This window comes from Halorientalis pallida, assembly GCF_049605515.1.
Lineage (GTDB): Archaea > Halobacteriota > Halobacteria > Halobacteriales > Haloarculaceae > Halorientalis > Halorientalis pallida_A.
Genome location: NZ_CP187158.1, coordinates 222,121 through 236,631, shown reverse-complemented (window position 1 = coordinate 236,631; position 14,511 = coordinate 222,121). Strand labels below are relative to the sequence as shown.

The 14,511-nt window shown below is 69.1% G+C and carries 17 protein-coding genes; 11 read left to right on the top strand and 6 right to left on the bottom strand.

The genetic code is table 11. The annotated features are described in order from the left end of the window. Position 1: 1 nt before the first annotated feature. On the bottom strand, positions 2-808 hold the full coding sequence (locus ACOZ4N_RS02720) for a MarR family transcriptional regulator (RefSeq protein ID WP_424018398.1): 807 nt from the start codon (positions 806-808) through the stop codon (positions 2-4). Between the two features lie 148 nt (positions 809-956). On the opposite strand from ACOZ4N_RS02720, the gene cbiT reads away from it, so the two are divergent. From cbiT to ACOZ4N_RS02665, 11 genes are read left to right on the top strand one after another with little or no spacing between them, the layout of a single operon-like run. Further along, positions 957-1,535 (top strand): precorrin-6Y C5,15-methyltransferase (decarboxylating) subunit CbiT, encoded by a 579-nt coding sequence (cbiT, locus tag ACOZ4N_RS02715; protein ID WP_424018397.1) that lies wholly within the window; start codon positions 957-959, stop codon positions 1,533-1,535. Next, entirely contained in the window at positions 1,532-2,305 is a 774-nt protein-coding gene (locus ACOZ4N_RS02710) for a cobalt-factor II C(20)-methyltransferase (protein WP_424018396.1), read from the top strand. Before cbiT ends, ACOZ4N_RS02710 begins: the two co-directional genes overlap by 4 nt. Beyond that, complete coding sequence (locus ACOZ4N_RS02705) at positions 2,298-3,176, top strand: cobalt-precorrin-4/precorrin-4 C(11)-methyltransferase (RefSeq protein WP_424018395.1); 879 nt, start codon at positions 2,298-2,300, stop codon at positions 3,174-3,176. Before ACOZ4N_RS02710 ends, ACOZ4N_RS02705 begins: the two co-directional genes overlap by 8 nt. Further along, on the top strand, positions 3,176-4,180 hold the full coding sequence (gene cbiG / locus ACOZ4N_RS02700) for a cobalt-precorrin 5A hydrolase (protein ID WP_424018394.1): 1,005 nt from the start codon (positions 3,176-3,178) through the stop codon (positions 4,178-4,180). The genes ACOZ4N_RS02705 and cbiG overlap by 1 nt, the downstream gene beginning before the upstream one ends. Beyond that, on the top strand, positions 4,177-5,091 hold the full coding sequence (locus ACOZ4N_RS02695) for a precorrin-3B C(17)-methyltransferase (RefSeq protein ID WP_424018393.1): 915 nt from the start codon (positions 4,177-4,179) through the stop codon (positions 5,089-5,091). The genes cbiG and ACOZ4N_RS02695 overlap by 4 nt, the downstream gene beginning before the upstream one ends. A 3-nt stretch (positions 5,092-5,094) precedes the next feature. Then, positions 5,095-6,066 (top strand): precorrin-3B C(17)-methyltransferase, encoded by a 972-nt coding sequence (cobJ, locus tag ACOZ4N_RS02690; RefSeq protein WP_424018392.1) that lies wholly within the window; start codon positions 5,095-5,097, stop codon positions 6,064-6,066. Positions 6,067-6,069: 3 nt separating this feature from the next. Further along, entirely contained in the window at positions 6,070-6,321 is a 252-nt protein-coding gene (locus tag ACOZ4N_RS02685) for a ferredoxin (RefSeq protein WP_424018391.1), read from the top strand. Continuing rightward, complete coding sequence (locus tag ACOZ4N_RS02680; RefSeq protein WP_424018390.1) at positions 6,318-6,992, top strand: cobalamin biosynthesis protein; 675 nt, start codon at positions 6,318-6,320, stop codon at positions 6,990-6,992. Before ACOZ4N_RS02685 ends, ACOZ4N_RS02680 begins: the two co-directional genes overlap by 4 nt. Then, complete coding sequence (locus tag ACOZ4N_RS02675; protein ID WP_424018388.1) at positions 6,989-8,221, top strand: CbiX/SirB N-terminal domain-containing protein; 1,233 nt, start codon at positions 6,989-6,991, stop codon at positions 8,219-8,221. Before ACOZ4N_RS02680 ends, ACOZ4N_RS02675 begins: the two co-directional genes overlap by 4 nt. Positions 8,222-8,236: 15 nt before the next feature. Further along, positions 8,237-8,608, top strand: coding sequence for a DUF3209 family protein (locus tag ACOZ4N_RS02670; protein ID WP_424018387.1), 372 nt, complete (start codon positions 8,237-8,239; stop codon positions 8,606-8,608). Beyond that, entirely contained in the window at positions 8,601-9,827 is a 1,227-nt protein-coding gene (locus ACOZ4N_RS02665; RefSeq protein ID WP_424018386.1) for a transcriptional regulator, read from the top strand. Before ACOZ4N_RS02670 ends, ACOZ4N_RS02665 begins: the two co-directional genes overlap by 8 nt. A 15-nt stretch (positions 9,828-9,842) precedes the next feature. Here the strand turns inward: ACOZ4N_RS02665 and ACOZ4N_RS02660 are convergent, their stop codons facing one another. From ACOZ4N_RS02660 to ACOZ4N_RS02640, 5 genes are all read right to left on the bottom strand, one after another. Further along, a complete protein-coding gene (locus tag ACOZ4N_RS02660) occupies positions 9,843-10,106 on the bottom strand; it encodes a hypothetical protein (protein ID WP_424018385.1) in 264 nt (87 codons plus the stop codon). Next, complete coding sequence (locus ACOZ4N_RS02655) at positions 10,099-11,169, bottom strand: ribonucleotide-diphosphate reductase subunit beta (RefSeq protein ID WP_424018384.1); 1,071 nt, start codon at positions 11,167-11,169, stop codon at positions 10,099-10,101. The genes ACOZ4N_RS02660 and ACOZ4N_RS02655 overlap by 8 nt, the downstream gene beginning before the upstream one ends. 129 nt (positions 11,170-11,298) lie before the next feature. Further along, positions 11,299-12,075 carry a CbtA family protein gene (locus ACOZ4N_RS02650; protein ID WP_424018382.1) on the bottom strand — a complete coding sequence of 259 codons (777 nt, stop codon included), beginning with the start codon at positions 12,073-12,075 and terminating at the stop codon, positions 11,299-11,301. After that, positions 12,075-12,260: a CbtB domain-containing protein gene (locus tag ACOZ4N_RS02645; protein ID WP_092694277.1), complete on the bottom strand. Its 186-nt coding sequence runs from the start codon at positions 12,258-12,260 to the stop codon at positions 12,075-12,077. The genes ACOZ4N_RS02650 and ACOZ4N_RS02645 overlap by 1 nt, the downstream gene beginning before the upstream one ends. 59 nt (positions 12,261-12,319) lie before the next feature. Continuing rightward, positions 12,320-14,497, bottom strand: a complete 2,178-nt coding sequence (locus ACOZ4N_RS02640; protein ID WP_424018380.1) for a VWA domain-containing protein — start codon at positions 14,495-14,497, stop codon at positions 12,320-12,322. Positions 14,498-14,511: the final 14 nt, after the last annotated feature.

Below are 14,511 nucleotides of genomic sequence, written 5' to 3'. Positions count from 1 at the left end.
GTTACTCCGCGGCGTCGACGATCTCGTAACTCACGTTGTCTTCTCGCAGGCGGTCCGTGTGGCCAGCGAGGTCGGTCTCGACGACCAGCAGGAGGACGTCCAGTCCGCGGGTCGCGGCCTCGCGGACGGCTTCGGCCGTGCCGAAGCGCAGGTCGGGGTCGCAGTCGGCGGCGCGGGCGGCGGCCAGCGCCTCGGTTCCGGCGACCGCGAGCAGGTCCGCGTCGGCCGCGAGGTCGGCCACGCGGCCGGTGTCGGCGGCGCGACTCCCGCCGTTGTCGACGCGGGGCAGGGAGACGATGGTCACGTCGCCGAGTTCGTAGTCGAGGACGCCCTCGAAGTCGGTGACGCCCACGTCCGAGCCGGCGTCTGCGTCGGTGACCGCAACGGCCGTCGCGGAGCCGGTTGTCCCCGGTGTCGCCTGGAGGGTGCCGTCGTGCATCGACAGCGAGACGGCCTGTCCCTCCTCGATATCGCTCGCCGCCAGCGCCGTTTCGATCTCCACCTGCCCGATGACCTCCTCGGAGACGTGGGTGACGTACTCCTGTAAGCGGCTGGTGTGGGAGATGAGCCAGTCGACGCCTTCCTTGGTCACCTCGTACCGGCCCCGGCCGTGTTTCCGAACGAAACCCTGCTTGATGAGATCCTGCAGGTAGTCGCTGACCGCCTGGGACGTGATGCCGATGGCGTCGGCGACCTCCTGCTGGCTGACCGCTGGCTGGCGCTCGGCGATCTGGACGAGGATCTGGTAGCGCGTCGCGTCCCGCTTGCTCCGGAGCACGTTCGCGTCGCCGGACTCGTCCCCTGTCATGCCTCTCCGTGCGGCCCGGAAACTCAAGTACCTTTGCCATACTCCCGACGAACTTTCCCGAGAACGCCACTCTCGGTGCAGTTTGAAAATCTAGCTTTCGTTAGTACAACCAAAATTGTTTTATTCGAGACTCCGGTTGTATTCGGTGATGTCCCGCGTAGCGCTCCCACACGACGCGAAGGCGGGGCCGACCAAGCCCGAGGTCCGGGCCGTGTTGCTCTCGAAGCTGGGGCTCACGGACGCGGATCACTTCGTCGAGGTCGGCTCCTGTACCGGTGCGGTCACCATCGAAGCGGCCCGGCGCGCCGGTCGCGTCACGGCCGTCGAACGGAAGGAATCGCGCCTGGAGACGACACGGAAGAACCTGGCGGAAAACGAGACCACCGCCGCGGTGGACCTGCGGGCGACGGAAGCTCCCGCGGGATTGCCCGACGACGCCGACGCGCTCTTTCTCGGCGGCAGTCGCAACTACGAGGCCGTCCTCGATCACGCCGCCGAGACCGGCGTCGACCGCGTGATCATGAACGTCTCGCGGCTGGAGGTGGCCGGCGCGGCCACCGAGGCGTTCCGGGAGCGTGGCCTGCTCGAAGACGTCGTCCAGTTCCAGGTCAGCCACGGCTACGAACTCGCCGGCGCGACGAGTTTCGACTCGGACAACCCGGTCTACATGCTGATCGGGAGCGCGAGCGAAGCGAACGGGAAGCCGACCTCGGGAGGCCAGCGATGACCCTCTACGGCGTCGGGCTCGGCCCCGGCGAGGCCGACCTCGTGACAGTCCGCGGCAAGCGGATTCTGGAGACCGTCGACGTGGTGTACTCGCCTGGCCGACTCTCGCGGACGGTCGCCACCGCACACGTCCCAGAGGAGCGGATCGGGGACCTCGACTTCCCGATGACCCGCGACGAGGAGAAACTCCGGCGGGCCTGGAAGGAGGCAGCGGCCGAGATCGCTCCCCAGGCGCGGGAGGGCGACGCCGCCTTCGTCACGCTCGGGGACCCGAACGTCTACTCGACGTTCGGCCACCTGCGACGAACCCTCGACGCCTTCCACCCCGACGTGAACCTGGACGTCGTTCCCGGCGTCAGCGCCATGACCGCGTTCGCGACGGCGCTGGGCGTCGAGATCCCGGCCGGTTCGGGGCTCGCGCTCCGGGAGGCCGACCAGGGACGCTCGCCGACCGGCCCCGACCGCATGATCCTGTTCAAGGTGACCGACGCGCCCGCGACCCACCAGGGACTCGTCGACGCGGGTTACGACGTGACCTACGGCCGCCGGCTGTTCATGGAACAGGGCGAGACGGTCGTGACCGACGACCCCGGCGAGATCGACGAACGCGACTACTACACGCTGGCCTACGCGACGCGGAGCGACGCCGAGTCGGAACTGGCGACCGCGCAGTTCGAGACGGCCGACGACCGCAGTGGTCCCGTCACGGAGGAACGCGCGGAAGGCGTCGCCTGTGGCGACGAGCCACCGGAGGTGCGTTCGGATGACTGACACCGAGACCGACCCGCAGGATGCTATCGACGCGACCGCGGGCCGGGCCGAACGCGATTCCCGTGTCTACGAACACAGCGCCGGCGACGAACAGGAGGGGATCCCCTTCATCGGTGCCGGGCCGGGCGATCCGAAACTGCTGACGGTGGCCGGCCGCGAACTCGTCGAAGCCGCGGATCTCGTTGTTCACGCCGGCTCGCTGGTCAACAGCGAACTCCTCGACGAGTACTGCGCGGACGCGGAGACGGTCTCCTCTATCGGCAAGGACCTCGAAGAACTGATTCCGCTGATGCGGGACGCCTACGAGAACGGCGAGAACGTCGTCCGACTCCACAGCGGCGATCCGGCGATCTACGGCGCGGCGCTGGAACAGATGGACGCGCTGGAACACGAGGGTGTCCCGACCTACTTCGTCCCCGGCGTGACCGCGGCGTTCGCCGCCAGCGCCACCCTCAGAACGCAGTTGACCCTCAACGAGGTCTCGAACCACGTCGCGTTCACCCGGCCCCAGGGCAAGACGCTCGACGCAGACGAGGACCACATCGCCGAGTTCGTCGAGATGGGCGACGTGACGACCTGCGTCTATCTCGGCACTCACGCGGTCGCCGAGACGATGGACCGACTGCTGGAGCAGGGCCACGACCCCGAGACGCCCGTCGCGGTCGTCTACCACGCGTCCTGGCCCGACGAGGACGTGATCGAAGGCACCATCGCGACCATCGGCGACCGCGTGGAAGACGCGGGCTATCGCGCCTCGGCGCTGGTCATCATCGGTGAGGCGGTCGCGGGCGACGGCTACGAACGATCCTACCTCTACGACGGCTGGGCGTCGCGTGGGAGCGACGACGCGGAAACGGAGGCAGACGACTGATGAGTACGGACACGGACGACACGGCGGACGGGAGTACAGACGCGGACACTGACGGATCGAGCGGCGGCCACTGCTCGACCCCCGACAGCGACGGGGAAGTCGCCGAGGAGATCGCGATCGTTTCCTTCGAGCGCAAGTGGGAGACGGCGGAGGAAATCAAAGCGGAGATCGGCGACCGCTACGACACCATCGACCTGATCGAGTACCACGGCGAGGTCTTCGCCGAACACTGGGGCGAGTACGACTGCTTCGTCGGCCTGATGGCCAGCGGGATCGCGATGCGCAAGACCGCGCCCCTGCTGGACGACAAGTGGGACGATCCCGCCATCGTCGTCGTCGACGAGGAACTGACGTGGGCCATCCCGATCACCGGGGGCCACCACGGCGCGAACCAGGTGGCCGACGACCTCGCCACGATGGGCGCGGTGCCGGCGATGACCACGGCTTCGGAGGCCGCGGACAAGCAGGGCGTCGAGAAGCAGGCCAAGGCGCTGGACGCCCACGTCGTCAACGGCGACTCGACGGTGGCGACGAACCTCGCGGTTCTAGACGACGAACTCGGCCCGGTCGAACGCCTCGACGGTCCGAGAGCAGTCGTCGTCGACGACGACGTGACCGTGCTGAAACGGAACGGCGAGGACGGCGTGGTGCTGGGCACCGGCAGCGTCTCCGGCGCGAAGGCCGAGCAGTTCGAGACTGCCTGGAAAAGTGCCCTCGAAGGGACGGAGTACGACCTCGGCGACGTCGATTTCGTCGCGACCGGTACCCGGAAGGAAGACGAGGACGGACTGCTGGAAGCCGCGGCCGAACTGGATCTGGGCGTCGTCTCCTTCGAGAAAGCGACGCTGGAGGAGTTCGAGGGGCCGACGCCCTCCCGATCCAAGGAGTTGATCGGCTGGCCGGGCATCTCGGAGGCCTCGGCGATTGCAGGGGGCCGTGACCACGAACTCCTCAGTGAGAAAGAGCGCTACGACGAGGCCGTGACGGTGGCGGTCGGCCGATGAGCGGGACCGAGGAAACCGAGGGTGAGCGGACGCCGACCGAGGAGTACGGCACCCTCTACGTCGTCGGCATCGGCCCCGGACTCCCCGGCGGGATGACCCAGCGGGCCAAGGACGTCATCCGGACCGCGGACTGCGTGATCGCCTCGAACCTCTATCAGGAGTTCCTCCGGAAGGACGGCACTCTGCCACCGGAGAGCGCGGCCCTGGAGGCCGCGACGGACGGAGGGGCCGCGGCGAGCGAGGAGGGGGCCGTCCTGGAACGCCCGAACGGCGACCGGCAGACGCTGATCCGGTCGACGATGGGCCGGCAGGTCGAACTCGCCCGGGAAGCGTTCGAGCGCGTTCGTGCCGGGCAGACGGTCGCCCACGTCTCCGGCGGCGACCCGAACGTCTACGGAAAGAGCGACCTGCTGTTCACGATGGCCGAGGAGGACGGCGCGACGGACGTGCCCATCGAGATCGTCCCCGGCGTCACGGCGGCGCTGGGCGGGGCGGCCAACCTCGGCGCGCCCCTCTCGAACGACTTCTGTACCGTCTCGCTGTCGGACAAGTGGCGCGGCTGGGACGAGATCGCCGAGAAACTGCGCGCCGCGGCGATCTCGGGCTTCGTGATCGTCCTCTACAACTGCTGGCGCGACTACGAGCGGGCCATCGAGGTCGTCCGGGAGGAGCGGGCCGACGACGTGCCCGTCGCGATCATCAACGACGCCGGCCGCGACGACGCCGGCCGCAACGTCGACGGCGAAACGCACACGATCACCACCCTCGACGAGGTGACCGACCACGACGAGAAGGTCGGCGGGATGGGGTCGTCCATCCTGATCGGCACCCACGAGACCGAAGTCTGGGCCAACGACCACCGCGAGTTTCTCGTCACGCCCCGCGGCGGACGTGACGTGGAGGATTTCTGATCCATGAGTACCGACGATACCACCACGAGCGACGCGAGTACAGAGACGCAGACCGAATCGAAGTGTGGCGGAACGACGGCCACCGACGAGACGAGTAGTGAGTCGAAATGCGGTGCATCCTCGGACACGTCGAGTTCGAGTTGTGGCGCATCGACCGACGACGAGGAGGAAGTCGGCGCGACCGTCGACGACTTCGACGCCGATCCCGGCCAGCTGGTCGCGGTCGGTCTCGGCCCCGGCCAGCCCGAAGGGATGACCGACCGGGCCAAGACGGCGCTCGCTGACGCCGAACACATCGTCGGCTACACGACCTACGTCGAACTCCTGCCCGACGAGATCACCGAGTCGGCCGAGGACATCTACGACACGCCGATGTGCGGCGAAGTCTCCCGGACCGAGGAGGCCATCGACCGGGCGCTGGCGGGCAACGACGTGGCGATCATCGGCAGCGGCGACCCGAACGTCTACGCGCTGGCCGGCCTCGCACTGGAGATCGTCGAGTCGAAGGGCGCGACGGCCTCGATGCTGGATTTCGACGTGGTGCCCGGCGTCCCCGCCGCCCAGTCCTGTGCCGCCCGTGTGGGCGCGCCGCTGGTGAACGACACCGTCTCGATCTCGCTGTCGGACCACCTCACGGACATGCCGACCATCGAGTCACGGCTCCACGCCGCCGCCAAGGAAGGGTTCACCATCTCGATCTACAACCCCTGGAGCCGCAAGCGACGCGAGAACTTCGAGAAGTGCTGTGAGATCCTGCTGGAACACCGCGATCCCGAGACGCCGGTCGGCGTCGTCCACGCCGCGGGCCGCGAGGACGAACGGGTCGAGATCGTCGACCTGGAAGAACTGCCCGAACTCGGCGAGACCGACCTGATCGACATGACCACGACGATCCTCGTGGGCAACGAGGACACCTACGTCTGGGACGACCGGATGGTGACCCCCCGCGGGTACGAGACCAAGTACGACTACTGAGCCATGCCGGAGTACACCATCAGACTCGACCGGGAGGCCTGCGACGGCGTCTTCGCCTGCCTCGTCCGGGACGACCGGTTCACCGAGCGCGCGGACGGACTGGCTGGCATCGAGGGCGAGTCTGCCGACGGAGACGAGTCGACCGACGGGACGGTGACCGTCACGTTCGACGACGACCGGCGCGCCGACGCCGAGCAGGCCGCCGCGGCCTGTCCGGTCGACGCGATCAGCGTCACCGGGGAGGGAGAGCCGTGAGCGTCGAGACCGGCGTCCCCTCGGACCTGCTGGCCGGCCATCCGGAGACGGCCTACTTCTGGGGTCGCGTCGTCGGCGACGGCGACCTCGGCGAGGATTCGGTCACGGTTCGGACGAGCGACGAGACGGCGGCCCGTCGACTCGCCGCCATCGCCGGTGCCGAACAGGTCGACAAGCGCATCCGCGAGCGGGAGTACGCCCACGACACGTCGATCACCCGGACCGAGGAGGAGTTCACGGTGCAGGTGTTCGGCGAGTTGCCCGGTCGCGCCTCGGCGGCCTTCGGCCTGCCACGGGACGGCCAGCCCGGCGGCTACCGGTTCGACACCTTCGCCGACCACGACCGCGAACTCCTGCGTGGCCTGCTGGAAGGCTGTGGCACCATCTGCTTCAAGAGTTCCGCGGGAACGGTCGGTCTCTCCTTCGTCGCCGACGACCGGCGACTGCTGGAGACGATCCAGGGTCTGCTCGACGGACTCCCCGTCGACGCACCCACTGAGGAAATCGCCGAGACCTCCTCCGGCGGCTACTGGTTCGGCGTCGACGACGCGGCCGTCCCGACCGTCGGTCCGTGGCTCTACGAGGGGAGCGAGGAGACCGGGCTGTTCGCGCCGTCGCGGCGGCGGAAACTCCAGCGGAGCCTCGACCAGGCGGAGGAGGTCGACCCGTGAGTCGAAGCACGACCGGCGCGGAGGGCGGACGGCCCTTCGACGACGAGGCGGTCCTGCTGGTGGGCCACGGCTCCCGCCGCGAGAAGTCCAACGAGCAGGTCCGGGAACTGGCGGTCGCCCTCGAAGACCGACTGGGCGTGCCCGTCGACGCAGGCTTCCTCGAACTCGCGGAGCCGGCGATTCCCGAGGCCATCGACGGACTCGCGGGTGCAGTCTCGGAAGTCACAGTCGTCCCGCTCTCGCTGTTCGCGGCGAGTCACGTCAAGAACGACGTGCCGCTGGCCGTCCAGCAGGCCCGGGCCGAACACGACGGGTTGACCGTCAACAACGGCGCACACCTCGGGATTCACCCCGCCATCGTGGACCTGCTGGACGACCGCGCGGCCGCCGTCGAGGCCGAACTCGGCGTCGACCGGACCGAGGACGACGTACTCGCCGTCGTCTGTGCCCGCGGGTCGAGCGACCCCGACGCCAACGGCGACGTACACAAACTCGCCCGCTTGCTCGACGAAGGGCGCGAGTTCTCCCGCGTGGAGGCGTCGTTCATCGGCGTTACCGAACCCGTGCTGGAGGACTCCCTGCACGGCGTCGCCAAGCATCGCCCCGACGCGGTGGTCGTGCTTCCGTACATGCTGGGCGACGGCGTGCTGACTCAGCGCATCCGTGACCGCGCCGACGAGTTCGACGAGGAGTATCCCTACGTCGACGCGGCGGCGGGCGACCCGCTAGGCACGGATTCCCGATTGCTCGACGTGCTGGGCGACCGCTGGCAGGAGGCCCGGAGCGGGAGTGTGGAGATGTCCTGTGACACCTGCAAGTACAAGGTCGAACTCGACGGCTACGAGGAAGACGTGGGCGGCGCGCGAGCGATGCTCCGGGCGCTGACCCATCAAGAGACTCACGCCGACCGCGAGGACGTGGCCGACGACCCGCACGTCCACGACGCGCCCGAGAAACACGTCGCGGTCTGTACGAACCAGACCTGCGCCGCCGACGGCGCGCCCGCCGTCCTCGAACGCCTCCGGCAGGCCGTCCGGGACTCCGAGGAGTGCGACGCTCGGGTCACCCGCTCGTCCTGTCTCGGCCGCTGTGGCGAGGGGCCGATGGTCGCCGTCTATCCGGACGGCGTCTGGTACGGCGACGCCGACGAGGACGACGCCGACCGCATCGTCTCGTCCCACCTCGACCGGGACCGCATCGTGTCCGACCTCGTCGATCAGACGCTGTGATCGACACCGAATACTATGAGCTGTGACGAACTCGAAGCCCTGCGACTGGGCGTCATGACGGCACTCGGCATCGGCGACGAAAGCACGCGCGAACACGCGAGAAACGAACTGGAGGGCAGCATGGAGGGGCCCATCGAGGCCCTGGCCAACGCGGAGACGTTACCGGAGATCGAACGCCACCTCGACGCCGCGCTCGTCGACCTCGAAGAGGAGGTCGCGCGGATGGACCCGGACGACCCCGAGTACGACTACACGCGGGGCCGACTCGTGGCCGTCCGGGACGCCGAGCGGGCGATCCACAGGCTGACCCAGCAGGCCGAGAGCGTCCTCGACGGGTTCGGCGAAGCCCACCACCACCTCCACGAAGCGTTCCCCGTCGATGAGTAGCCTCGGCCGCCGAACGGTCTCGCTCGGAGAGGTCGAACCCGCCGGATCGCGCCACCTGGGCAAGCGGTCGGCCGTGGCGCTCGCAGACGACGCCGTACTCGTCGGGACGGCCAGCGGCGACCTGCGTGCGTTCGACCGCAATCTCTCGCCGCAGTGGACCGCCGGCGGAACCGGGACCGACGGCGGGAGCCTCGTCTCACTCGATACCTTCGAAGGTACCACCATCGTCGGCGAGCGCGGTCCATCGGGAATAGTCCGGTGTCACGACCTGGAGACCGGGGACCTGCGGTGGCACTACGAGACGGCCGACGATATCGGCGACCCACAGGATGAGACGCGGTTTCTCCTGCCGTTCGTCGCCGACGTGGTGGCTGGCGAGGAGCGAATCTACGTCGCGGCGCGGCGGTACGAGCGCGGCGACGACGGCCGAACGTTCCACAGCGTCGTCTACGCGTTCGATCCAGGTGGAACCGTCGAGTGGCGCTACCGTGCGGACGCCTCGCCGATCAGCCTCGCCGTTCGGGACCGTCGCGTGGCCGTTGCCTACAACCGCTGTCCCGGAGACCACCAGTGCGGGCTGGTCGTGTTGGATCGGGAGTCCGGTGACGAACGCATGACGTGGGACCCCGGGACCGACGGCGGCCGACGAGTCGGGGACGTGTCCCTACTCGCCGACGGGGTCGCCGTCGCGAGCCACGGCGACTACTGCGGCTACCTGCTGGACGGCGACGGCGGTCACCGCTGGCGGGTTCCGCTGGCGACGCCCGCGACGGTCGACGGCGAGCGGGTCTACGCCTACCCGAACCACGTCCACGCCACGTCGGCGGGCGCGGTGTTCGTGACCGGCAACACCTACCCCGAGGACGGGCGCGAGACAGAGGCGCGACACCACGACGAACACACGGCAGTCGGGGTCACGCTCGACGGCGAGCGCGCCTGGCGCGAACCCGTCGGCGGGTTCGCGACCGGCATCGGGACTGCGGGGGACCGCATCGCAGTGCCCAGCGCACAGCACTTCCGGGACCGCGACGCCACGTGCCACGGGCTACAGGTTTTCGACGCGGCCGACGGCCCGGTGTCGGCCCTCGACGCCGACGGCGTGGTCACGGCCGCGGCGCTCGACGACGAGATCGTGGTCGCCGTCGAAGAACCAGTCGCGTACCACGACGAAACCGAGCGGCGGGGGGCGTACCGCGCGCTCGTACACGAACGAGAGTGAGTCGGTCTGGCCCCCTCAGAGCCGTTCGTTGAGTTTGTAGATTTCCAGTGCCTCCAGCCGCGGGTCGGACGAGGCCGTCGCGTTCGCACCGACGGAGGTCCCGGCGACGCCCTCGTTGGTCGCGCTCCCGGTCCCGGAGTCGAGGATGTAGGCGACCTCCTTCTCGATCTCGGCGACCGGTTCGCCGAGTTCCTCGCTCGCGTCCTCCAGCGCCTGCTCGATCTCCTCGTCGGAAGCGGTGAACTCGCCGCCACCGCCGATCTCGGTGAGGTCAGTCATCCGCGACACCTCCGGTGACGACGTTGCTCTCGTCGAGGTCGAGTTTCTTCGCGTAGGTCTCGGCGTGGTGTTCGATGCGGCCGTCGTAATCGGTCTCGTTGGCCTCGTTCGCGGCTCGCTGGGCCACCTGCGAGAAGGTGTTCGGTGCGTAGTGTTCGAGGTCCAGCGTCTCCTTGAACTGGCCGTGCCACAGCTCCATCCCGCGCTGGATGAGCCCGTCGAAGTCCGCGCCCAGCGGGTCGTCCATCGCCGCCGAGACGAAGTAGGCGGTGTCGATGACGTGGGGCAGACACTCCAGTGACTCCTCCCAGATCGCCTCGTCGACGCCCTGGTACTCGGGGATGCCCTGCCGTTCTTTCTCCAGGAGTTCCGAGAGCAGTTCCAGTCCGTGGGTGACGTGGCGGCCCTCGTCGGTGCTGACGAACTGGAAGCCCTTGTTCAGCAGGGGGAGCGGCGACTCCTGCATCATGTTGTTCTTCAGGAAGTAGCCGCCGCGGGCGGCGATGCCCTCGACCATCATGTGGTAGGTCGTGGCGGCGCGGGCGATCTCGACGGGATCGCCGTTGTTCGCCGCCAGCGCCATGTGTGCGCCCTGTCGCTCGCCGAGTTTGGACATCCCGCAGGCCGAGGTCCGGGGCAGGGGCTGGCCACCCCGGCGGATGTCCAGGTGCGTCTCCGGAAACACGTCGTCCATGACGGTGTTGATGTACATGTCGAAAAACTGCGTGTGTTTGGCCTCCGTCATGGCGAACACCGTCGCGTACATCTCCTTCTCGATGGAGTCGTCGAGGTACGGCGAGGCCATCTGCTCGATGATGCGCCGACCGTCCTCCGCGACCGCGTGTTCCAGGTCGACGAACGCCGCGATCAGCCGGGCCCACTGCTCTTTCTCCTCGGGTTCCAGCGAGCCCCAGACCTCGATGTCCTCGTCGACGCCGATGGCGTCGACGAGCTTCGACACGTCCCAGGTGCCGAGTTCGATCCCCTTCTGGTACAGCTCGAACCACTTGCTGTCCATGTCCACGCGACCCGTCTCCACCACTGGCATGTCTTGCAACGACATACCAGAACCCACGTGAACGTATCGCGTAGGGATTCCCCCGGAAAATGTTGGCAATTTATGCCACACCCGTCCGAAACGAACATGTTAGGCCACGAACCGGGTGTTCTCGCGACGAAGCGCGAATCCGGCTCAATCCGACGAGGGACGCGGGTCCGACGGGACCGACCCGACGGAGCCTGCCGTGGTGGTCTCGTCGGTGTCGGCCGAGAGCCAGGCGTGTGTTGCGGCCAGCAGCGTCCAGACCATCGCCTGACCGAAGACGACCTGGGCGCGGAACGCGGCGACGAACGCGGCCGGGAGCGACTGTGTCGCCGGGTTCGCGGGGAGAACGAACGCGAGACCGACCAGCAGACAGAACGGCACCGCCGCGCCGGCGAGGGCGCGCCCTCGACCGCGGTCCCGGAGTCGCGTGTAGGCGTATCCAGCGAGCAGGCAGGCGGTCAGTCCGGCGAGCATCATCCCGGCGTAGAGGCCGAGCCGCGCGTCCGTCGAGAGTGCCTGTTCGACGCCCGGTGGCTGGGGCGGCAGGACGAGCCAGGGGGCACCCGAGACGGTGACGAAGCCGCCCGCCGCCGCGATGGCGCTCTCGACGGCCCCCGACCCCGGAATCGCCGGTTCGAGGAAGTAGAAGGCCAGACCGAACGTGACGACGCCGAGCAGGAGGCCCCAGAACACGCCGCCCGCGACGCTGATCAGGGGCGCGGAGACGACGCCGAGAACGCCCGACGCGCTCTCGTGGCCGCCGTGGTCGTGACCGCCCTCGCCCGCGTGGTGGCCGCCGTGATCGCCGGCCAGTCCCTCCGCCGCGGCGATCATCGGGTTCGCCAGGACGGCGACGAAGATGCCGAGTGCGACGCCGGCGACCAGCCCAGCTTTCAGCCCGCGCACCAGATACGATTCGAGCATCAGTGGCAGGTGATTCCGGCGGCGTGCCGCGCGTTGTGCAGCGAGTCGTGGACCAGCGGTTCCTGAACGAACAGGAGCGTGAATCCGACGATTGCGAGCAGTGCGAGTCCGAGCGCGACCCGTGGCGTCGTCAACGCCGGCCGCGCCGATTCGATGCGTCCGTGAACGGTGTTCGCTGTCGCCATAGTAAACTACGGTTGTAAAACAGCAACCTTGGTTGTAAAACTTTCGAGTGCGCCAAACCTCAGTTGCGGTCGACGGCGGCGCTCACGCGGTCGGCCGACAGCGCCGACAGGGGTACGCGGTCGGCGTCGAGCGTATCACAGACGAGGTCGGTCACCGCCGCACGGGTCCCGTCCCCGGCGTCCACGACGACGGTCTGGGGGTCCAGCGTGGCCAGTTCGCGGGCGGCCGCGCGTGTCTCTGCGGTCGGACTCCCGTCGGCGACGTTGGCCCGGCCGTCGGTGACCAGCACGACGACTGCGGCGTCGGGGTCGGCGCGTTCCAGTACCGCCCGCGCCGACCGGAGGCCGTCGGGCAGGGGCGTCCGGTCGCCCGTCGGGAGGTCCTTGAGGTGGCGGGCCGCGCGGGTCACGCTGTCGGTCGGCGGGAGGATCACCTCGGCCTCGTCGCCCGCCGCCGCGACGAACCCGACCTCGTCGCGGGCCTCGTAGGCGTCCTGTAGTAGTTCCAGGACGGTCCCTTTCGCCGTCCGCATCGCGCCTCGCATCGACGCGCTCGCGTCGACGACGAACAGGACCAGTGCCTCGGTATCGCCGGCCCGGACCGACTGCCGGAGGTCGCGCGACTCGACAGACGAACCGCCCCTCTGGGCCGCCGCCCGCACGGAGGCCGCTGCGTCGATACCGTCGCTCCCGTCGGTCGGCGTCGTCCGCACGCGGGCCCCCTCGGCGTCGGGACTCGGGGCCGAGCGTGCGCGCGAGCCACCGCCGTCCGATTCGCCCTGACCCAGCGAGTCGGCGCCCGACAGGTCCGGCGCGGCGGCGTCCCCGACTTCCGCGCGTCGCTGGCCGGGGAGCAGCGGTGTGGCCGGCGTGGCGTCGTCCTCGTCCTCGCCCTCCGAATCGGTCCCGGACTCGTGTTCGTGGTCACCGGACTCGCCGTCACCGCCCGTGTCACCGTCGGCGGTCGGCGAGGGTTGCGTGTTCCGGCCGCCACCATCGTCGGAGTGGTCTCGGCCGTCGGAGCGGTCGTCGTCGCCGTTGCCGGATCGGTCGCCGCTCTGGCCGTCCGCTGGATCGCCTCCGTCGGATTCCGACGCGTCGTCGCCGCCCTCTGCGTCTTTCGAGTCTTCGGGACTCTCCTCGCCCGCGTCGGTCTCGCTCCCGTCGTCGTCCGTCCCGTCCGGCTCGTCGCCGTCGGCCTCCTCGCCGTCCTCGAAGTGATCGTCGAGAACGTCCTCCGGATCGGGCGCGTCCTCGAAGGGTCGGGACTGGAGTCGATGCGGGAGCGCCAGTTCGGCGGCCCGGCGCACGTCGGACTCGATCACCCTCGCGCGGCCATCGAGCGCCGCGAGCGCCCGGGCCGCCCGCGCCGTGGCGATGTCCCCACGGTGGCCGTCGACGTCCGCGTCACGACACAGCTCGGCGATATCGGCCGCGAACTCCTCGGGCAGTGCCACGTCCCCGAGGGCATCACGCGCCCGCTGGAGTCGGGCGGCGGGGTCCGCGTCCCGCTCCGGCCCCGAAGACTCGCCGAGCGCCCGGCGGATGATCGCCACGCGGTCGTCGATCTCGCGACACCCCGTCACCGTGGCCTGGAGGGCGAAGCGGTCCCGGAGCTGGGGGCGGAGGTCGCCCTCCTCGGGGTTCATCGTCCCGATCAGGGTGAACTCGGCGGGGTGGCTGACGCTCACGCCGTCGCGCTCGACGCGGTTGACGCCGCTGGCCGCCGCGTCCAGCAACACGTCCACCAGGTGATCGTCCAGCAGGTTCACCTCGTCGACGTAGAGGATACCGCGATTGGCCCGCGCCAGCAGTCCCGGCTCGAACTCGCTGTTTCCGTCGAGGGCATCTTCGACGGAGAGCGTCCCGACGACCCGATCCCGGGTCGCACCGAGCGGGAGCGTGACGAGCGGCACCGACCGCGTCTCGACCGGCGGATCGTCACGGTCCCGGCAGTCCGCGCACTGTCCAGCGGGGTCGTCGGGCGGACAGCCGTACGGGCAATCCGCGACCGCTCGTTGCTCTGGGAGTAAATCCGCCAGTGCGCGGACGGCCGTCGACTTGGCCGTCCCCTTCTCACCGGACACGAGGAGTCCGTCGAGGTCGTCGTTCGCCGCGACGACGAGTAAAGCCTGCTTGAACTCCGCCTGCCCGACGATCTCGCCGAACGCCGGCCTGCTCGTCCCGCGCTCGGCCCGGGCCTGCGAAGCTTTTTTGCCGTCGCCGTAATCAACCATACTTGCGTTAAGTA